The following is a 20,042-nucleotide window of genomic DNA, read 5'->3' as shown; positions in this document are numbered from 1 at the left end:
CGACAAGATCGACGTTGGAGCGCGCGGCTTTGGGTTGCGCCTGCTGGCGCGAAAACCAGGCGGCCCGGATGGCCGCGCCGGCAATTGAAGTCGCCCGGATGTCTCGGCATCCGGGCCATTTGGAACAGGGAGATGACGCGTGCCGGGATCGCGGAAAGGATGGCGCCTGTCGCACGCGATCCCCGTGATGCTGGTCGTGTTGACTGCGATTGCAATCGCCGCGCCGTCCGCCCTGGCGCAGGAGCAGCAGCGCAGGCCGCGCAACCTGCTCGAGCTCCTGTTCGGCCGCAGCGACAGGGGGGCCGAACAGGTCCGGCCGCAGCGGCCGGCCGCCGGCTCAAAAAAGACGCGTAAGAAGTCGGTAAAGGTCCGCCCCAGGCCGTCGCCGGAACCGGAGATCGTCGTCGTTGACAAGTCGCAGACCGCACAAGCCGTGCTGGTCGTCGGCGATTTCATGGGCTCGGGCCTCGCGGAAGGCCTCGAGGCCGTCTTCGCCGAGAACCCCGAGGTCAGGGTGATCGACAGGACGAAAGGCTCGTCCGGTTTCGTGCGCAGCGACTATTACGACTGGCCGACCGAGGTCGAGAAGCTGATCGACGAGGAAAAGCCTGTCGTGGTGGTCGCCATGCTCGGCTCGAACGATCGCCAGCAGATGCGCGTGGGGACTACACGCGAGGCGCCGCTCAGCGAAAGCTGGACCAGGGAATATCAGGCGCGAGCCCTGGCCTTCGCGGCAGCGGTGAGCGAGCGCGAGGTGCCGCTGATCTGGGTCGGACAGCCGTCCTTCCAGTCCAAGAAGATGCTGTCCGACATGCTCGCGCTCAACGGCATATACAGCCAGGCCGCCGAAGCCGCCGAGGCGACTTTCGTCGATATCTGGGACGGCTTTGTCGACGAGAACGGTGCTTACGTCGCCAGCGGTCCCGATATCAACGGACAGGCTGTCAGGCTGCGCTCCGCCGACGGCATCAATCTCAGCAAGGCCGGCAAGCGCAAGGTGGCCTTCTATACGGAGAAGCCTCTGAACAAGATCCTCGGTCTCGGCGCCGGCGCGGCGGCGCCCGGCGTCGCGGCACTTCCCGACGCGGGGTCCGGATCGGCCGTGCCGGTCGACAGGACGCCGCCCATCGCGCTGGACGACCCGCAACTCGACGGCGGCTCGGAACTTCTCGGCCAGAAGATCGAGGGCAAGGGCGATGCCCGCAACGCGGCAGAGCGCCTCGCGATCGAAGGGCTCGCTCCGGCTCCCACGCCGGGCCGCGCCGATGATTTCGGCCAACCGGCAACGCCGTCGGTGGCGGCGGCCGCGCCGCCAGCAGCGCCCACCGCGACCTCGCAGGCCGCCACGACCAGCGGCATCCGGCGCTGAGTCCAAGCCGACACAGTCTCAACGACACTTGCCGGCATCATTCTGACGGAACAGTCGCCGACCGTCGCGACGGCGCCCGCACCGTCAGCCGGCTCGGCTGGCGGTCAGCCATCCTGATGGGAATGTCGAAGGGCGACGATGAGGCGTGCGATCGCTGAGACAAGCTTGGCAATCAATAATGATACCGGCACTGCGCGATCAGCAGCCCCTCCTCGGTGGGTCGGTACACCAGCCGCTGCTCCCGAGAGATCCGCCGCGACCACCAGCCGGATAGGGCGCCGCGCAACGGTTCCGGCTTGCCGCTGCCGGCGAACGGCGTCCGGCTGCACTCTTTGATGAGATCGTTTATGCGCAGGAGCAGCTTGCGGTCATGGGTCTGCCAATGGAGGCAGTCCTCCCAGGCGCGCTCGCTGAAGATGAGTTTCACTCCGAAAGCTCACGCTTCGTTCCCTTGCCCGCGTCAAGCTCTGCGATCGATTCGGCAAGTCGCTCCGCGTTGCGGGGACTCTTCAGCAGATACCGAGTTTCCTCATAGGAGGCGAAGTCCTCCATCGACATCAACACCGCCGTAGGCTTGCCGCGGTCGCGCGTGATTATGACAGGCTCATGATCGGCATTGACCCGGTCGATCATGGCCGCGAGATTCTTGCGAAGGTCGCTGTAGGAGGTTGTACGCATGTTTTGAATTGTACGCGAACAGGTACAACAAAGCAAGCGCGACGCCTGACGGCCGGAGCCCAGGCGCCTTGCACAAGCGGGGAGCCACCCTGACCGAACTCGTCGGAGGCCCGCCCAGCGCCTCCGACGCTATCGAACCCGCGCCGCTACCGCGGCAGAACCGACGCGCCCGTGAGGAACTCGTCGATTGAACGCGCGGCCTGTCGTCCTTCGCGGATCGCCCAGACCACCAGGGACTGGCCGCGACGCACGTCGCCGGCGGCGAACAGGCCGTCGACGCTCGTCCGGTAGTCGCGGTCGTTCGCCTTGACGTTGGTCGAGCGGCGAGCGTCGACCGTAACCGCCAGCCTGTCGCCCATCTCGGCGACGACACCGCCGTCGATCGGGCCGGAGAAACCGATGGCGATGAAGGCCAGGTCGGCCCGGATCACAAAGTCGGTACCCGGGACCGGCTTGCGCTTCTCGTCGACCTCGCAGCACTTGACGCCCATCAGCACGCCGTCCTCGCCGAGGAACTCCAGCGTCGCGACCTGGAATTCGCGCTCCGCGCCCTCGGCCTGGGAGGAGGAAGTGCGCATCTTCGTCGCCCAGTAGGGCCAGACCGAGAGCTTGTCTTCCTTCTCGGGCGGCTGCGGCCGGATATCGAGCTGGGTGACACGCACCGCGCCCTGGCGGAATGCCGTGCCGACGCAGTCCGACGCCGTATCGCCGCCGCCGACCACCACGACATGCTTGCCGCCGGCCAGGATCGGCTGCGCCGGCCAGGCCACCGACTGGATGTCCTCGCCGGCCACACGCTTGTTCTGCTGCACCAGATAGGGCATCGCGTCGTGCACCCCTTCGAGTTCGACGCCGGGGATGCCCGCCGGGCGCGGGGTCTCCGAGCCGCCGCAATAGAGCACGGCGTCATATTCGGCGAGCAGTTCCGACGCCTTCTTGTCGACGCCGACATTCACGCCGCAGTGGAACGTCACGCCTTCGCCCGCCATCTGAACGATGCGGCGGTCGATATAGTGCTTCTCCATCTTGAAGTCGGGAATGCCGAAACGCAGCAGACCGCCGGGACGGCTTTCGCGTTCGTAGACATGCACGTCGTGCCCGACACGGCCGAGTTGCTGGGCGGCTGCCATGCCGGCCGGTCCGGAGCCGATGACGGCCACACGCTTGCCGGTCTTCTTGTCCGCCGGATAAGGGCGCACATAGCCGCTCTCATAGGCCTTGTCGGCGATCGCCTGCTCGATCGTCTTGATGGCGACCGGGATGTCCTCGAGGTTCAGCGTGCACGCCTCCTCGCAGGGCGCCGGGCAGATGCGGCCGGTGAATTCGGGGAAGTTGTTGGTCGAGTGCAGGTTGCGGATCGCGTTGTCCCAGTCGCCATTGTAGACGAGGTCGTTCCAGTCCGGGATCTGGTTGTGGATCGGGCAGCCCGTCGGCCCATGGCAGTAGGGCACGCCGCAATCCATGCAGCGGGCGGCCTGTTTCTCGACCTCTTTGTCCGACATCGGCAGCGTGAACTCGCGAAAGTGCCGGATGCGGTCGGAGGCCGGCTGATACTTGTGCACCTGCCGGTCGATTTCGAGGAAGCCTGTCACCTTGCCCATTGCAGTTCCAACTCTCGAGCATCAAGCCTGCCTGCGGCAGGTCTCTGTTTCGGGGTTCGCTCTTTTAGAAGCGCTGCGCGCGCGCCGTCCAGCCCGAGCCGGGCCGGACGGCGAGCCAGATTGTCGCGACGCTATTCCGCCGCCACGCCCATGCGCATGCGCTCCATCTCGATCAGCGCGCGGCGATATTCGACCGGCATGACCTTGCGGAATTTCGGCCGATAGGTCGCCCAGTTCTCGAGAATGGCTTTCGCGCGGGTCGAGCCGGTATAATGCATGTGGTTGGAGATGAGCTGCACCAGCCGCTCCTCGTCATGCTTGGTCATGTCGCCCGACACGTCGACCCGGCCCTTATGCGCGATGTCGCCGCCATGGTGATGCAGCTTCTCCAGCATGTCGTCTTCCTCGGGCACGGGCTCGAGTTCGACCATCGCCATGTTGCAGCGCTCGGCGAAATCGCCTTCCTCGTCGAGCACATAGGCCACGCCGCCCGACATGCCGGCGGCGAAGTTGCGGCCGGTCTTGCCGATGACCACGACGACGCCGCCCGTCATGTATTCGCAGCCGTGATCGCCCACGCCCTCGACGACGGCGACCGCGCCCGAGTTGCGGACCGCGAAGCGCTCGCCCGCGACGCCGCGGAAATAGCACTCACCCTCGGTCGCGCCGTAGAGTACGGTGTTGCCGACGATGATCGACTCTTCGGCGACGATACCGCTGTTCTCCGGCGGACGGATGACGATACGGCCGCCCGACAGGCCCTTGCCGACATAGTCGTTGCCGTCGCCGACGAGATCGAAGGAGATGCCGCGCGCCAGGAAGGCGCCGAAGGACTGGCCGGCCGTACCGGTCAGCCTCACGGAGATCGTGTCCTCGCGCAGGCCCTTGTGCTTGTAGCGTCTCGCGACCTCGCCCGACAGCATGGCGCCGGCCGAACGGTCGACATTGCGGATCGGCATTTCGATGCGCACGGGCAGCTTCGATTCCAGCGCCGGCCTCGCTGCCTCGATCAGCTTGCGGTCGAGCACGTCGTCGATCGGATGCTTCTGCCGCTCGGTCCAATGGGTGGCCTCGGCCGGCGCATCGGGCTTGAAGAAGACCCGCGAGAAATCCAGACCCTTCGCCTTCCAGTGGTCGATCATCTCCCGCTTCTCGACGAGGTCGGTGTTGCCGATGATCTGGTCGAGCCGGGTGAAGCCCATATCCGCGAGCAGCAGCCGAACCTCCTCCGCCACGTAGAAGAAGAAGTTGATGACGTGCTCCGGCGTGCCCTTGAAGCGCTTGCGCAGCACCGGATCCTGGGTGGCCACGCCGACCGGACAGGTGTTGAGGTGGCACTTGCGCATCATGATGCAGCCCGCCGCGATCAGCGGCGCGGTCGAGAAGCCGAATTCGTCGGCGCCGAGCAGCGCGCCGATGACGACGTCGCGTCCGGTCCGCAGGCCGCCATCGACCTGCAGCGCGACCCGCGAGCGCAGCCCGTTGAGCACCAGCGTCTGATGCGTCTCCGCGAGCCCCATCTCCCAGGGCGAGCCCGCATGCTTGAGCGATGTCAAAGGCGACGCGCCGGTGCCGCCGTCATAGCCCGAAATGGTGATGTGGTCGGCGCGCGCCTTGGCGACACCGGCCGCCACCGTGCCGACGCCCACTTCCGATACCAGCTTCACCGAAACGTCGGCGGCCGGATTGACGTTCTTCAGGTCGTAGATGAGCTGCGCCAGATCCTCGATCGAATAGATGTCGTGATGCGGCGGCGGCGAGATCAGTCCGACGCCGGGCGTCGAATGGCGGGTCTTGGCGATCGTCGCATCGACCTTGTGGCCCGGCAACTGACCGCCCTCGCCCGGCTTGGCGCCCTGCGCTATCTTGATCTGCATGACGTCGGAATTGACAAGATATTCCGTCGTCACGCCGAAGCGGCCCGATGCCACCTGCTTGATCGCGGAGCGTTCCGGATTGGCCCCGCCGCCCGGCAGCGGCAGATAGCGGTCCGGCTCCTCGCCGCCCTCGCCCGTGTTCGACTTGCCGCCGATCGCGTTCATCGCGCGGGCAAGCGTGGTGTGGGCCTCGCGCGAGATCGAACCGAAGGACATCGCCCCGGTCGAAAAGCGCTTGACGATCTCGGACGCCGGCTCGACATCATCCAGCGCCACCGGGTCGCGGCCGATCTCGCCGGCGAGCTTCAACCGGAACAGGCCGCGGATGTTCTGGGCCGCGGCGGTCTCGCTGTCGACCTGCTCGGAGTACTCCTTGAAGGTCGCCCAGGAGCCCTTGCGCACGGCGTGCTGCAGCGTGGCCACGGCATCCGGCGACCACATATGCGCCTCGCCGCGCATGCGGAACATATATTCGCCGCCCACCTCCAGCGCATTACGCAGCACGGGATCGTCGCCGAAGGCCGCCGCGTGGCGGCTGACGGTTTCTTCCGCGATCTCCTCCAGCCCGACGCCTTCGATGGTGGTGGCCGTGCCGGTGAAGTACTTCTGGACGAAGTCCGACTTCAGCCCGACGGCATCGAAGATCTGCGCGCCGCAATAGGACTGGTAGGTCGAGATGCCCATCTTGGACATCACCTTCAATATGCCCTTGCCGATCGACTTGATGTAGCGCGTGACGACCTCGTTGGCGTCGACCTCGGGCGGCAGTTCGCCGCGCTTGTGCATGTCAAGCAGCGTGTCGAAGGCGAGATAGGGATTGATCGCCTCCGCGCCATAGCCGGCGAGGCAGCAGAAATGATGCACCTCGCGCGGCTCGCCGGATTCCACCACCAGGCCGACTGCCGTGCGGAGGCCCTTGCGGATCAGGTGATGGTGCACGGCCGCGGTGGCGAGCAGCGTCGGGATCTCGATGCGGTCCGGGCCGACCTGGCGGTCGGACAGGATGATGATGTTGTAGCCGCCCGCAACCGCCGCCTCGGCGCGTTCGCACAGCCGCTCGATCGCGGCCGGCATGCCGGCCGCTCCCTCGGTCGCCGAATAGGTGATGTCGATTGTCTTGGTGTCGAAGCGGTCCTCGGTATGGCCGATCGAACGGATCTTCTCGAGATCGGCATTGGTCAGGATCGGCTGGCGCACCTCCAGCCGCTTGCGGCGCGAACTGCCGACGAGGTCGAAGATGTTCGGCCGCGGCCCGATGAAGGAGACCAGGCTCATCACCAGTTCCTCGCGGATCGGATCGATCGGCGGATTGGTGACCTGGGCGAAGTTCTGCTTGAAATAGGTGTAGAGCAGCTTCGCCTTGTCCGACATCGCCGAGATCGGCGTGTCGGTGCCCATCGAGCCGACCGCCTCCTGTCCGGTCGTCGCCATCGGCGACATCAAGAGCTTGATGTCCTCCTGCGTGTAGCCGAAGGCCTGCTGGCGGTCCAGAAGGCTGACGTCCCTGCGCAGCTCGCGCGGCTCGACCGGCTTCAGCTCTTCGAGGATGAGCTGGGTGTTCTTGAGCCACTGCCTGTAGGGATGCCTGGCGGCAACCTCGGACTTGATCTCGTCGTCCGAGACGATGCGCCCCTTGACCAGGTCGATCAGCAGCATCTTGCCCGGCTGCAGGCGCCACTTGCGCACCACCTTCTCCTCGGCGACGGGCAGCACGCCGGCCTCTGAGGCCATGATCACCCGGTCGTCGTCGGTGACGATGTAGCGCGCCGGCCGCAGGCCGTTGCGGTCGAGCGTCGCACCGATCTGCCGGCCGTCGGTGAAGACCACGGCGGCCGGGCCGTCCCACGGCTCCATCAATGCGGCGTGATATTCGTAGAACGCCTTGCGGTCGGCATCCATGAGCTTGTTGCCGGCCCAGGCCTCCGGGATCAACATCATCATGGCATGCGCCAGCGAGTAGCCGCCCTGGAACAGGAACTCGAGCGCATTGTCGAAGCAGGCCGTGTCCGATTGCCCTTCATAGGAGATCGGCCACAGCTTGGAGATGTTGTTGCCGAACAGCTCGCTGTCGACGGAAGCCTGGCGCGCCGCCATCCAGTTGTTGTTGCCGCGCACCGTGTTGATCTCGCCGTTATGGGCGACCATGCGGTAGGGATGCGCCAGCTTCCACGACGGGAAGGTGTTGGTCGAGAAACGCTGGTGGACCAGGATCAGCGCCGTCTCGAAGCGCGGATCGGAAAGGTCCTTGTAATAGGCGCCGACCTGGTAGGCCAGGAACATGCCCTTGTAGACGATGGTGCGCGCCGACAGCGACACGCTGTAGGCGCCAATGTCGCGGTTGTTGTTCTCGGCATAGATGCGGCCCGAGATGACCTTGCGCAGCAGATAGAGGCGCGCCTCATATTCCTCGTCGTCCTCGATATCGGGGGTGCGCCCGATGAACACCTGGCGATGGAACGGCTCGGCCGCGGCGATGTCGGGCGCCTTGGAAAGCGAGGAATTGTCGACGGGGACGTCGCGGAAGCCCAGCAGCGGCAGGCCTTCGGACTGCGCCGACTCGGCGATGATCTCGTCGATATGGGCGCGCATCGCCGGATCCCGCGGCATGAACCAATGGCCCACGCCGTATTGGCCCGGCTCCGGCAGCTCGATGCCCTGCTTCGCCATCTCCTCGCGGAAGAAGCGGTCGGGAATCTGCACGAGCACGCCCGCGCCATCGCCCATCAGGGGGTCGGCGCCCACGGCGCCGCGATGGGTGAGGTTCTCCAGCATCGCCAGACCATCCCTGACGATCTGGTGAGACTTGACGTTCTTCATCTGGGCGATGAAGCCGACACCGCAGGCATCATGCTCGTTGCGTGGATCGTAGAGGCCTCGGAGGGTATTTTTCTCGACGGCGGCCGCTTTCGTCTGCACGGCCGGCAAGAATTCCGTCGTCACAGATGGCGCCACTTCCGTCATCGTCGTCCCTTCCTCCGTTCGAGCCCGTCCCGGGCGTTTTCGTCGGGCCGGCATGGTCCGTGAAGCGCCCGGCTTCTCGTGCTCATGCGGCATGTCCTGCAAATGGCGGGAACACCGGTGGGACCGGCACATTCCCGCCCTCGGCCGCGGCGACGGTCGCATCGAAGCGAACCGGCGACCGCCAGGCGCGCAGCAAGCCGGACGGCGTCACTATACGCCTTATCCGGCAAGCTTGCGTCGATAATTAAGACAGCACTACTGTCCTATCTCCCGTATGGCAGAAATCGGCCCGGGCATCAAGATACAAAGTTAAGTTCGGCATCCCAATGACGAAATAAAATTTCGCAATGGCGCTTCGGATCATAATTTTCTGATTCGGGTCTGCGGCAGTCTTGATCGAAAGAATCGTTCAAATCGCCCAGGGCCGCGCATCTTTCGCCTGACCAACCTGACCAAAAGGGTTGCGCCTCTACGATGGCTGCGCCTCGCTTCTTCCGAGGATAAAAACCCGGTTCTAGGAGCCGCCTCAATCGGAGGCGGGATGGGAGTCCGCTAATTGCGGAATTTACCGCATTGATGTAAATTACGGCATTAACAGGGGTATGCGCCATGAACACCTATTCAACCAGTGACCTATCGCGGAAATCCGGAGACATCATCGCGGACGCGATGCGCCATCCGGTCACCATCACCCAGCGCCGCAAGCCGCGCCTGGTCCTGCTCAGCATCGAGGATTACCGACGCCTCATCGAGCGGGCCGACACCCGCACAACCGGGACGCTCGAAACGATGCCCGATGACCTGTTCGAAGAGATCAAGACCGAATTGGCCCGCTTTGAGCAGGAAGGCACCGACTCATGAGCTATGACGCGATCCGATCCGGTTGCGTCATTCGCTAGGGCAATTCAGCAAGGCGTTCTTCGCGCCCCTGATGCGCGAATTTGTCAGGCGCAGATCCGAGGCGCGGGGCGTCGAGCGCTGGCGCTGACAACCGGAGCCGCCGAAGGCCGACCGCCACCGCCAAAAGCAAGTCTTCCGAAGCTGTGCAGCGGTTTCGGGGAAAAGACATGCGCCATATCAAGAAGCTACAGCATTTCGCGTGAATCCTTTTTCACGCGACATGCTGCAGGGCGATGGCCCCGCGCCAGCGCTTCCGTCCCGGGGGCCCACCGACCGGCTACCGGATCCAATTGTTTTGTGCCCCCCGGCCCTTGAACTTGGCGGACAAAACCGCACATGGTCCGCGGCGGAAAGCCGATAGACAGCCATCTGGAAGAACCGATGATCTTTGCATCCGACAACTGGGCCGGGGCCCATCCGAAAATCACCGAAAGCCTGGCGGCCAACGCCGGAGGCTATGCTTCGGCCTACGGATCGAGCGAGCTCGACCATGCTGTCCAGGATCGCTTCAGCACCCTGTTCGAACGCGAGGTGGCGATCTTCTTCGTCGCGACCGGCACGGCCGCCAATTCGTTGTCCATGGCCCTGGCGAGCCGTCCCGGCGGCGTGGCCTTTGCCCACCACGAAGCCCACATGCTGGAAGACGAATGCGGCGCGCCGGAGTATCTGACCGGCGGCAGCAGGATGTTTCGCGTGCCCGGCGCATTCGGCCGCATCGACCCGGCCGAACTCGAGCGCTCAATGGCCAGGTTCGACCCCGAATTCGTCCATGGCGGCCGGCCGGCGGCCGTGTCGATCACCCAGGCGACCGAGATCGGAACGGTCTACGATCTCGACCGGATCGCGGAAATCGCTGCGGTAGCCAGGCGTCACGACGTGCCCCTCCATATGGACGGTGCGCGCTTTGCCAACGCGCTGGTCGCGCTCGGGACAACCCCGGCCGAGATGACGTGGAAACGAGGCGTCGACCTCATTTCATTCGGCGGCACCAAGAACGGCTGCTGGTGCGCGGAGGCGATCGTGCTCTTCGACCTCGCCAAGGCGAAGGAACTGGCTTTCATCCGCAAGCGCGCCGCCCAGCTTTTCTCCAAGTCGCGCTTTGTCGCCGCCCAGTTCGACGCCTATTTCCGCGACGACCTCTGGCTGGAGACGGCCCGCCACGCCAACGCCATGACCGCGCGTCTGGCGGATCGCATACGCGCGTCACGCAAGTTGCGGCTGGCCTGGGAGCCGGATGCCAACGAACTCTTTGCGGTGATCGACAATGCCTTGGCCAAGGCACTGCAGGAAAAGGGCGCTGTATTCTACCCTTGGGCGATCCCGCATGGCTTCGGCGACGGGATCGGTGAAAACGAAGGGCTTTATCGTTTCGTGACGAGTTTCCGCACGACTGCGGACGAGGTCGAGCGCTTTGGCGAACTGATAGCCTGACAGGCCTCGCATACTGCGATTGCGGCAAACCCCGATCGGGTAGGAGGGAGCCTTGCGGTCTCCCTCCTCCCACACCACCGGACGTACGGTTCCGTATCCGGCGGTTCATGCAGCGTGGTTGAGGCGTTTGAGTTCCTGCTGGAGCGAGATCAGCCCGAGCCGGTCGAAGAAGGTCTTGCGGAAGGCATCGTTCATGTGGTTGGCCCCGGCATTCCACCAGGGACCGCGGCCATTGCCGGCCGAGTCACGTGCGCGCTGTTCCGTCAGTCCTCGTTGCATCAGCCGCATGAACCGGGTCCACGGTCGTTTCCACTGCCGCCACAGGATGCAGCGCAGCCTGCGCCGCAGCCAGCCGTCCAGTTCCTCGAGTATCCCCTTGCCTTCGGTCAGCCGGAAGTAGGCGATCCAGCCGCGCAGGATCGGGGTGAGGTCTTTGACGGTGGCGCCAAGGGCGCGTCCGCGCCCGGCCCGGAAGGCCGTCTTCAGCTTTCGCTTGAACCGTGCCACGCTCGACGCCGCAATCAGGAGACGCGGTGCCTTGTGGGCGGTCATGGTGTAGCCGAGAAAGGTGCGCTTCCACGGTCGGTCGACGGCGCTCTTGGCGCCGTTGACCGTGAGCTTCAACCGCTCGGCCAGGAACCGGGTGAGCGAGGCCATGACCCGCGCGCCGGCACGCCGCGACCGTACATAGACGTTGCAGTCGTCGGCGTAGCGGCAGAAGGCATGACCGCGCCGCTCCAGTTCCTTGTCGAGATCGTCGAGCAGGATGTTCGACAGCAGCGGCGACAGCGGGCCGCCTTGCGGCGTGCCTTCGCTGCGGGCCGTCGCCATCCCGCCCGTCATCAACCCGGCCTGCAGGTAGCGGCGGATCAGCCGCAGCACCCGCTTGTCCGTCACCTTGCGTGCCACGCGTGCCATCAAGACATCGTGGTTCACCCGGTCGAAGAACTTCTCCAGGTCGAGGTCGACCACGAAGCGGCAGCCGCCGGCCACATGGGACCGGGCGGCCAGGGCCGCATCATGGGCACTCCGCCCCGGCCGGAAGCCGTAGGAGGAGGGGGAGAAGTCCGGGTCGAAGATCGGCATCAGCACCTGATGCATCGCCTGCTGGATGAGCCGGTCCAGCACCGTCGGGATGCCCAATTGGCGCATCCCTTTGCCGCCGGGCTTGGGGATTTCCACCCCACGCACCGGCGCCGGTCTGTAACGGCCCGCCAGCAGCTCTTCCCTGATGCGCGGCCAGTGCGCCGCAAGGTAGGGCTTCAACTGCTCGACCGTCATCTTGTCGATGCCCGGCGCGCCCTTGTTCCCTACCACCCGACGGTGAGCCGCCATCATGTTCTCGCGGCTGAGGATCATCTCCATCAGTCGCTCGTCTGCCTCCGGTCGAGAGGGTGACGGTCCTGCCGTGGTGTTTGATGCACCCAATGCCTGCCCTCGCGGCTTCCGGCCGCTGCTCTCGGCATGGGCACGGAGCGTCTCAGCCCCGTCTTCTGCATCCTTCCTCACCATCGAAAGACCGTTCTCCGTCCGGCACTCCATGTTCGGCCCTTCGCCGGTCGGTCCGGCTACTACGGCCTCTGCTGACTCCTGCCGTCCCATCCCGACACCTTTCGATGTCGGTAGCACACCTGAAACCAGGGGCAGGCCGGCAGGCCTCCCAGGGTAAGACGCGTGACCTTCGTGCCATATGCCTGTCGCATCTACGCCCGCACCCTCCGGGTGACATCGGGCTTCGGGTCACTAGGCCCCCTCGCCCGGATGCGGGACGCCTCATATGCGATTCCTGTTCGTCAGGCCGGCACTTTGCTTGCAGCTTCCTTCAGACCCCGCCTCGCGACGACGCCCTTGCTGTTCGGCTAGCGGTTCCCATCACCAGGGCCCGCAGAGGACTTGCACCTCCAAGTCACCTCGACCGCCACCACAGCGGTCCAGACAGCGCCACTCACGGCGCTACGCGCCATGCCTGGCGCACCTAATGAAAGCGGCGCCCGAAGGCGCCGCCGAACTCCTGGAATGGAGCTCTGCTTAGTTGACCGAGGCCTCGATCTGCTTGGCTTTCGCGGGAGCAACCGAAATCTCGATCTTGCGAGGCTTCAGCTCTTCCGGAATGTTGCGCTTGAGATCGATGTGAAGGAGCCCGTTCTTGAGCGCGGCGCCGGTCACGTCGACATGGTCGGCAAGCTGGAAACGACGCTCGAAGGCGCGGGAGGCGATGCCGCGATAAAGCAGCTCGGAGCCTTCGCCGGTGTTCTCCTCCTTGCGCTCGCCCTTCACCGTCAGCACGTTGCGATGGGCCTCGATCGAAATCTCGTCTTCCGAGAAGCCGGCAACGGCCATGCTGATGCGGTAGGCGTCCTCACCGGTGCGCTCGATATTGTAGGGCGGATAGCTCTGGCCGCCCTCGGGCTGGCCGAGCGAGTCGAGCATGGTGAACAGCCGGTCGAAACCGACGGTCGAGCGATAGAGGGGCGAAAAATCAACATGACGCATGGTTCTGTTCTCCTGTTGAGCAACATGGCGTTCTGACCGCTCTCGGAAACCCGTTCTGGCGTTTCCCTGGGGGTCAGCGGCCCCGGTTCCGGCGGCCGCATCCATGATCTGGGTGCCCGCCCGCCCGATTTCAAGACTGTGCGCGCCGCCGGTCTTCTCGACGTGAACGCAGCATGAACCGGCCTTTCGGACGGCATTCAGGCGCATTGGCTACAGTGTTCGGGACAAAGGACAGCGACGGACAAGCCGCCGCGACGAAGCCGAGCCGGGCGTTCCGTTCCCTCCCCCGGATCGACAGAGGCCGGAAGCGGGCCCCCGCTTCCGGCCCGCCACCTTTTCCTTTGCTTTTGGGCGCGGCGCTTCTTATCACCTTCGTCATGGACGCCTCAGATCTCAGCCACGACAGCCCTGCCGTCGGCACCGGCTTCTTCGAGATCCCGGGCAACCCGGCGCCGGACGATGCCCGTGCCGGATTCCTCACCGCACGGGACGGCAGGAAGATCCGCTACGCCTTGTTCGATACCAGGGTACGGCCGCTGAAAGGCACGGTGATCCTGCTCGCCGGCCGCAACGAGTGCATCGAGAAATATTTCGAGACGATCGGGGACCTTGCCGCACGCGGCTTCGCCGTCGCCACGCTGGACTGGCGCGGTCAGGGCGCCTCGGACCGGCTGTTGCGCAATCCCGCCAAGGGATATGTCGAGGACTTCCAGGATTACGTTCTGGATCTCGAGCAATTCTTTGCCGAGATCGTGCTGCCCGATTGCCGCGGCCCCTTCAACGTGCTGGGCCATTCGACGGGCGGACTGGTCGCCCTGCTCGCCTCACCGGCGATGATCAACCGAATTCAGCGCATGGTGTTGTGCGTGCCCTTGCTCTCGCTGGCCGGATTCCCGCTGCCGATGACGTCGGTGCGCCGGGTCTCGGCCTTCCTCTACAGCCTCGGCCTCGGCACCATCTATCTCGGCGGCGGCCCGCGCCCCCGCGAAACGCCGCCTTTCGAAGGCAATGTGCTGACATCGGACCCGGCGCGCTACAGGCGCAACGCGCTCATCTACGAGACCCATCCCGGCCTCGCCGTGGGCGGGCCTACCGTCGCCTGGATCCATGCGGCCTGCCGGGCCTCCGAACGCGTGCAGCAGCCGGAATTCCTCGCCAGGATGCGCATCCCGATCCTGCTGATCGCGGCCGGTGCCGACGCCGTCGTTTCGACCCCGGCGATCGAGGCATATGCCCGCCGGCTCAAGACCGCTTCGGTACTGACCATCGACGGCGCCCGCCATGAGATCCTGCAGGAGGCCGACTTCTTCCGCGAGCAGCTGCTGGCGGCGTTCGATGCGTTTGTGCCGGGTGGTGAATGGTGAATGGTGAATGGTGAATGGTGAATGGTGAATGGTGAATGGTGAATGGTGAATGGTGAATGGGAGATAATAATATCTAGTTCCGAGGCCAAGGAAAAATCACAAGGACCATCGTTTATACCATTCACCATTCACCATTCACCATTCACCATTCACTATTTCACCGCCTCAAATACTCCATCGCCGCCGCATGCAGTTCAGGCGTCGCTGCCGCCAGGATGTCGCCGCCCTTTTCCGCCGGCCCGCCGTCGAAAGTGGTGATGACGCCGCCGGCTTTTTCGATGATGGGGATCAGCGCCACGATGTCGTAAGGCTGCAGGCCGGCATCGACCGCGATGTCGACGCTGCCGCCGGCGACCATGGCGAAGGCGTAGCAATCGATCCCGTAGCGGGCGAGCCGCACCGCCTGCTCCAGCCGGTCGTAGCGCTGGCGCCCCTCGCCCTTGAACAGGGCAGGCGTCGTCGTGGTGAGCGTGGCGTCCGAGAGCGTCGTTGTCTTGCGGGTGGCGAGCACGCGATCCCCGCCAGGCCCCTCGTAGAAGGCGCCTCTGGCATCGGCGAAATAGAGTTCCCCGGTGAAGGGCTGCGACATCAGGCCCGCCACGGCATCGCCGCCCGATGTAAGCCCCACCAGCGTTCCCCATACCGGCAGGCCGGAGATGAAGGCGCGGGTACCGTCGATCGGATCGATCACCCAGACATGGTTCGCCCCCATGTTCTCGCCGCCATGCTCTTCGCCCAATATGCCGTGGTCGGGATATTCGTGGCGAATCAGAGCCCTGATCGCCCTTTCGGCCTCACGGTCGGCCTCCGTCACCGGGTCGAAGCCGGAGGCGAGCTTGTTCGTGACCGTCCCCTGCTGGCGGAAACGCGGCAGCGTCTCGGCCGCGGCGGCGGCGGCAATGCGCCTCATGAATTCGGTTTCGATTAGCATGCCCGCATCCTGATCATTTTTTGAGCAGCCCAAATTGTTGCACAAATGCAACTCAGGCGGATCACAGCGCATTTGCCACATCACAGTGAATTAAAAAAGCCTGAAGTCGGCTTGACTTTTGTGCGCCGCACCATACGCTGCTTATCGGACAGGTTCTCCTGTCCATGCCCTCCTTGGGCGTTTCCTCCCTAGACTTCGACCGCGCCTCGGCGCGGTCTTTTTTTGAGTCCGAGCGGCAGCCGGACACCGGCCGGCCACGGATCGCCCAGTCACTCGGCCCCAGTCACTCGGCCCCTGTCACTCGGCCCCTGTCACTCGGCAGCGAGCGGCGGCACATCGATATGGTGCTCCGGCAACGCCATCAGATCGGCGACGAAGCGGGTGAGGTCGTCGGCCAGCGCGTCGAAGCCGACGCCCTTCTCGAAGGTCCGCTCGTTCATGTAGAGACCGCGATTGACCTCGATCTGCAGCGCGTGCAGGCCGCGCGCCGGACGGCCGTAATGTTCGGTGATGAAGCCGCCCGCATAGGGCTTGTTGTACGCGACCGTGTAGCCCATCGCGGTAAGAAGGCTTATCGCGTGCTCCGTCAGTGCCGGCGGCGCCGAGGCGCCGAAACGATCGCCGACGATGAAATCCGGCCGGACGCCCGTATCACCGACGCGGATGCTCGCCGGCATGGAATGGCAGTCGATCAGCACGGCCGAACCGAAGCGCGCATGGGTATGGGAGATCAGCAGCTTCAGGCACTCGTGATAGGGCTTGTAGACGATCTCGATGCGGTCGACCGCCTCGGCCAGCGGCAACCTTCCGGGATAGATGTCGAGCCCCTCCCCGACCAGCTTCGGCACCGTGCCGAGGCCACCTGCCACACGCGCCGAGCGGATGTTGACGAAGGAAGGCACCGGCTCGGTGAACATGCGGGGGTCGAGTTCCCAGGGCTCGCGGTTCGCGTCGAGATAGGCGCGCGGGAAATTGGCGACCAGCATGGGCGCGCCCAGGGCCACGGCGCCCGCGAAGAGCTGATCGACGAAGGAGTCTTCCGAGCGGCGGATCTGATTGCGGTCGAGCCGCGTCATGGCAAGGAAGCGGTCGGGATAGTGCCGGCCGCTATGGGGCGAGTTGAAGACGAAGGGGACACGCTGTTCAGCGCTTGCCCTGATCTCGAAAGGACGGATCACGGAGAAGTCGTCGGCAACGCTGGTCATCGGCGGATACGCCGGGAAATGGTGTCGGACATGAAGCGAACCTGCCACCGGCACAGGCTCCTGTCCAGTGCGCGGGACCTGCCGTTTCGGCATGTCCGGCCGCCCGCCACACCTTCGCCATTCACTTGATCTTTACCGTCGCCTATTCATATGGCTGATGGTTAACGGGCCTGCCGGGCAGCAGGCTCGAGAATGAGTCGGACGGGACCCTATGGCACGAATTCTTCTGGCGGAAGACGATGACGACATGCGCCGTTTCCTGGTGAAGGCGTTGGAGCGCGCCGGCTACGACGTCAGCGACTTCGACAATGGGGCGAGTGCTTACGAGCGGCTTCGCGAGGAGCCGTTCTCGCTGCTCCTGACCGACATCGTGATGCCCGAGATGGACGGCATCGAGCTCGCCCGCCGGGCAACCGAGATCGACCCGGACCTGAAGGTCATGTTCATCACCGGCTTCGCGGCGGTCGCGCTCAATCCCGATTCGAAGGCGCCGAAGGATGCCAAGGTGCTGTCGAAGCCGTTCCACCTGCGCGATCTCGTCAACGAGGTCGAGAAAATGCTGAAGGCGGCCTGAGCGCCGCCAAGGCGGATCGTGCACAGGCTGTCGCAGCCTGTGCATTTGACGATCAACCACTATTGACGTGTCCGATCAAAAGTGGTGTATGCGCCATCGCGAATGGGCGTGTAGCTCAGCGGGAGAGCACTACGTTGACATCGTAGGGGTCACAGGTTCAATCCCTGTCACGCCCACCATTCGTTCCCGGAAAGACCAAAGCATTTGGGCGACGACCGCGCCTCCGGGTGTCAAAATCGACTCTTGATGCGTCCCGACGCTCGCCTTCCGCCCTCCGCAGATCACACCTGCTGCGCACCGCCCTGCGCGCTGGCACCAAAGAACAAGGTCGGCACCTGGACGACATCTTCCCTGGTCGATCCGGATTCGATGATCCCGAAGATCGCCTGGAGCATGGTCGGCACGTCCTGCCGCACCATCTCGATCTTGTCGTCGAGCAGTTGCACGACCGGGTCCCAGTCGAAGCATCCCAGCACCGGCTCGAAAGGGCCATCGATCCTGCGCTCCCGGATCCAGCGCAGCACGCCTTCCAGCGAGATCGTCGAGTTCACGAACATGCCCCGGGGCAAGGCCGCGCCGCCCTCGACGAGATTGATCAAGGCACGCTCGGCCTTTGCGGCCGCGTAGCCGCAGGTAAGGATATGGCTGTCGTCGACGTCCACCCCCATTTCCTCATGCGCGGTCCGGAACCCTCTCACGCGCTCCGAGGTGTTATGGTCGGTGCCGCGGCCGCCGACGAAGATCAGCGGCTCCATCCGCCCGAAGCTTCGTTCGCAATTCCGCAGGGTTCGCCTGGTCAGTTCGCGCGCGCCGCCGAAATTGTCCGATATGACCGACGGCGCGCGCGATCCTGGAAGGTCCAGGTTGATGCTGCGCACGCCGGCCGCCGAGCAGATCTCGGTGATCCTGTCGGGATCGGTCGCGCCGGTCGCGATGATACATTCGACCTGATAGGAAAGCATCGCTCGCGCGGCTTCCACTTCCAGTTCCGGGTCGCGGCGCGTGCAGGTGATGATCGGGAACAGCCCCCTGGTGCGAGCCATGTCCTCGAACAGCTCCACGATCGATCCGAAATAGCGATTGTCGTATTTGGGGACGATCATGCCGATCATGTGCGATTTCTCGCGGCGCAGCAGGCTCGCCTGCATGTTCAGCGCATAGCCCTGCTCCTCGGCCAATCGCGTGATCTTTTCGGCAAGCTGGCTGCTGATCCTGCGCTTCCTCCAGTTCCCGTTCAGCACGGAGCTGACAGCGCTCGCAGAGGTGCCGGCCAGTTCCGCCAGATCATAGATGGTCGGTCTCTTCGGCTGACGGACGTCGGTCACAAATCGCACTCCCTTTGCCGCAACTTGACACCATCGCCAATTGATGGCAACACTGCTTCATCGATTGAGCATCGATGCTCAATCGATGAAGGTCGCCAGTCGACGCTGGCATAGGGAGGAACTTCAAACACGTGGAGCAGGCTGCGCCCAGGGCACCGGGCAGATGTTGCCACGCCGTTGAAACAGACGCCGACTGAAGTCGACGATCGTCGAAGTCATCGATCCGGTGACGTCATCATGTCTTGCTTTTCCGCTTTCACCAAGGAGGAGAGAATGAACTACCGCAATCTTTTGTTGGCATCGGCGGCACTGGTCGCAGGGCTTGCCGGCGCAGCGTCGGCCCAGGAAGACGCCACCGTCGCGTTCCTGATGCCCGATCAGGCATCGACCCGCTACGAGCAGCACGATTTCCCCGGCTTCAAGGCGGAGATGGAAAAGCTCTGCCCGAATTGCACCGTGATCTACCAGAACGCCAACGCCGATGTGGCGCTACAACAGCAGCAGTTCAATTCGGTCATCGCACAGGGCGCCAAGGTGATCGTGCTGGACCCGGTCGATTCCGCTGCGGCGGCCGGGCTTGTCACGCTCGCCCAGTCGCAAGGGGTCAAGATCATTGCCTATGACCGCCCGATCCCGGATACGCCGGCAGACTACTACGTCTCCTTCGACAACAAGGGCATCGGCCAGGCGATTGCGGAATCGCTCGTCAAGCACATGAAGGCGACCGGAGTGGCCGAGGGCTCAGGCGTTCTCCAGATCAACGGGTCGCCGACCGATGCCGCGGCCGGGCTGATCCGCGACGGCATCCATGTCGGGCTGGAGACCTCCGGATACAAGACGCTTGCGGAATTCGACACGCCGGAATGGGCGCCGCCGAAAGCCCAGCAATGGGCAGCGGGACAGATCACCCGCTTCGGCGCCGACATCAAGGGCGTGGTCGCGGCCAATGACGGCACCGCCGGCGGCGCCATCGCGGCCTTCAAGGCGGCGGGCGTGAACCCGCTGCCGCCGGTAACCGGAAACGACGCCACGATCGCCGCGCTCCAGCTGATCATCTCGGGCGACCAGTACAACACGATCTCGAAGCCTTCCGAGATCGTCGCGGCAGCCGCCGCCAACGTCGCCGTGAAGTTCCTCAAAGGCGAGACACCCGAGGCGAAGACGACGCTCTACGATACACCGTCCGAGCTCTTCGTTCCCGCCGTCGTCACTGTCGAGAACATCAAGGCCGAAATCTTTGACAAGGGCATCCAGAAGCCCGAAGAAATCTGCACGGGAGAATATGCCGAAGGCTGCAAGAAGCTCGGCATCACCCAGTAGAACACAGCCGCTC

Annotated in this window: 15 protein-coding genes and 1 tRNA gene; 7 read left to right on the top strand and 9 right to left on the bottom strand. The window is 64.5% G+C overall.

The window, feature by feature from the left end; genetic code table 11:
• The first annotated feature begins 139 nt into the window (after positions 1–139).
• Complete coding sequence (locus tag JN280_RS13940; protein WP_244743308.1) at positions 140–1,369, top strand: SGNH/GDSL hydrolase family protein; 1,230 nt, start codon at positions 140–142, stop codon at positions 1,367–1,369.
• Between the two features lie 172 nt (positions 1,370–1,541).
• On the opposite strand, the gene JN280_RS13935 is transcribed toward JN280_RS13940, so the two are convergent.
• The 4 genes from JN280_RS13935 to gltB form a co-directional block, all read right to left on the bottom strand.
• Positions 1,542–1,796 carry a Txe/YoeB family addiction module toxin gene (locus JN280_RS13935; protein ID WP_202312937.1) on the bottom strand — a complete coding sequence of 85 codons (255 nt, stop codon included), beginning with the start codon at positions 1,794–1,796 and terminating at the stop codon, positions 1,542–1,544.
• Positions 1,793–2,047, bottom strand: a complete 255-nt coding sequence (locus tag JN280_RS13930; RefSeq protein WP_202312935.1) for a type II toxin-antitoxin system Phd/YefM family antitoxin — start codon at positions 2,045–2,047, stop codon at positions 1,793–1,795. Before JN280_RS13930 ends, JN280_RS13935 begins: the two co-directional genes overlap by 4 nt.
• Before the next feature lie 146 nt (positions 2,048–2,193).
• Complete coding sequence (locus JN280_RS13925; protein ID WP_202312933.1) at positions 2,194–3,648, bottom strand: glutamate synthase subunit beta; 1,455 nt, start codon at positions 3,646–3,648, stop codon at positions 2,194–2,196.
• Between the two features lie 131 nt (positions 3,649–3,779).
• Positions 3,780–8,486, bottom strand: coding sequence for a glutamate synthase large subunit (gene gltB, locus JN280_RS13920; RefSeq protein ID WP_202312931.1), 4,707 nt, complete (start codon positions 8,484–8,486; stop codon positions 3,780–3,782).
• A 609-nt stretch (positions 8,487–9,095) separates the two neighbouring features.
• Here gltB and JN280_RS13915 point away from each other — a divergent pair.
• Both JN280_RS13915 and JN280_RS13910 read left to right on the top strand, forming a co-directional pair.
• Positions 9,096–9,347 (top strand): type II toxin-antitoxin system prevent-host-death family antitoxin, encoded by a 252-nt coding sequence (locus tag JN280_RS13915; protein ID WP_202312929.1) that lies wholly within the window; start codon positions 9,096–9,098, stop codon positions 9,345–9,347.
• A 420-nt stretch (positions 9,348–9,767) separates the two neighbouring features.
• Entirely contained in the window at positions 9,768–10,817 is a 1,050-nt protein-coding gene (locus JN280_RS13910) for a threonine aldolase family protein (RefSeq protein ID WP_202312927.1), read from the top strand.
• A gap of 105 nt (positions 10,818–10,922) precedes the next feature.
• On the opposite strand, the gene ltrA is transcribed toward JN280_RS13910, so the two are convergent.
• A complete protein-coding gene (ltrA, locus tag JN280_RS13905; RefSeq protein ID WP_244742193.1) occupies positions 10,923–12,182 on the bottom strand; it encodes a group II intron reverse transcriptase/maturase in 1,260 nt (419 codons plus the stop codon).
• A gap of 663 nt (positions 12,183–12,845) precedes the next feature.
• Positions 12,846–13,310: an Hsp20 family protein gene (locus JN280_RS13900; RefSeq protein WP_202312925.1), complete on the bottom strand. Its 465-nt coding sequence runs from the start codon at positions 13,308–13,310 to the stop codon at positions 12,846–12,848.
• 377 nt (positions 13,311–13,687) lie between these two features.
• Between JN280_RS13900 and JN280_RS13895 the strand changes: the two genes are divergently transcribed.
• Entirely contained in the window at positions 13,688–14,674 is a 987-nt protein-coding gene (locus JN280_RS13895; protein ID WP_202312923.1) for an alpha/beta fold hydrolase, read from the top strand.
• A gap of 157 nt (positions 14,675–14,831) precedes the next feature.
• Here the strand turns inward: JN280_RS13895 and hisN are convergent, their stop codons facing one another.
• On the bottom strand, positions 14,832–15,605 hold the full coding sequence (gene hisN / locus JN280_RS13890; protein WP_202312922.1) for a histidinol-phosphatase: 774 nt from the start codon (positions 15,603–15,605) through the stop codon (positions 14,832–14,834).
• A 311-nt stretch (positions 15,606–15,916) separates the two neighbouring features.
• Entirely contained in the window at positions 15,917–16,810 is an 894-nt protein-coding gene (locus JN280_RS13885; protein WP_202312921.1) for an N-formylglutamate amidohydrolase, read from the bottom strand.
• A gap of 211 nt (positions 16,811–17,021) precedes the next feature.
• On the opposite strand from JN280_RS13885, the gene cpdR reads away from it, so the two are divergent.
• A complete protein-coding gene (gene cpdR, locus JN280_RS13880; protein ID WP_202312920.1) occupies positions 17,022–17,384 on the top strand; it encodes a cell cycle two-component system response regulator CpdR in 363 nt (120 codons plus the stop codon).
• Between the two features lie 104 nt (positions 17,385–17,488).
• Positions 17,489–17,563 (top strand) — tRNA-Val (locus JN280_RS13875).
• 102 nt (positions 17,564–17,665) lie between these two features.
• Here the strand turns inward: JN280_RS13875 and JN280_RS13870 are convergent.
• Positions 17,666–18,709 carry a substrate-binding domain-containing protein gene (locus JN280_RS13870; protein ID WP_202312919.1) on the bottom strand — a complete coding sequence of 348 codons (1,044 nt, stop codon included), beginning with the start codon at positions 18,707–18,709 and terminating at the stop codon, positions 17,666–17,668.
• Between the two features lie 273 nt (positions 18,710–18,982).
• Between JN280_RS13870 and JN280_RS13865 the strand changes: the two genes are divergently transcribed.
• Positions 18,983–20,029, top strand: a complete 1,047-nt coding sequence (locus JN280_RS13865; protein WP_202312918.1) for an ABC transporter substrate-binding protein — start codon at positions 18,983–18,985, stop codon at positions 20,027–20,029.
• The last annotated feature ends 13 nt before the right edge of the window (positions 20,030–20,042 follow it).

Origin of the sequence: Mesorhizobium sp. L-8-10 (genome assembly GCF_016756635.1) — a bacterium.
In the GTDB taxonomy this organism is placed as follows: Bacteria; Pseudomonadota; Alphaproteobacteria; order Rhizobiales; family Rhizobiaceae.
Note: the sequence above shows the minus strand (reverse complement) of the source record. Positions and strands in the feature narration are given on the sequence as shown.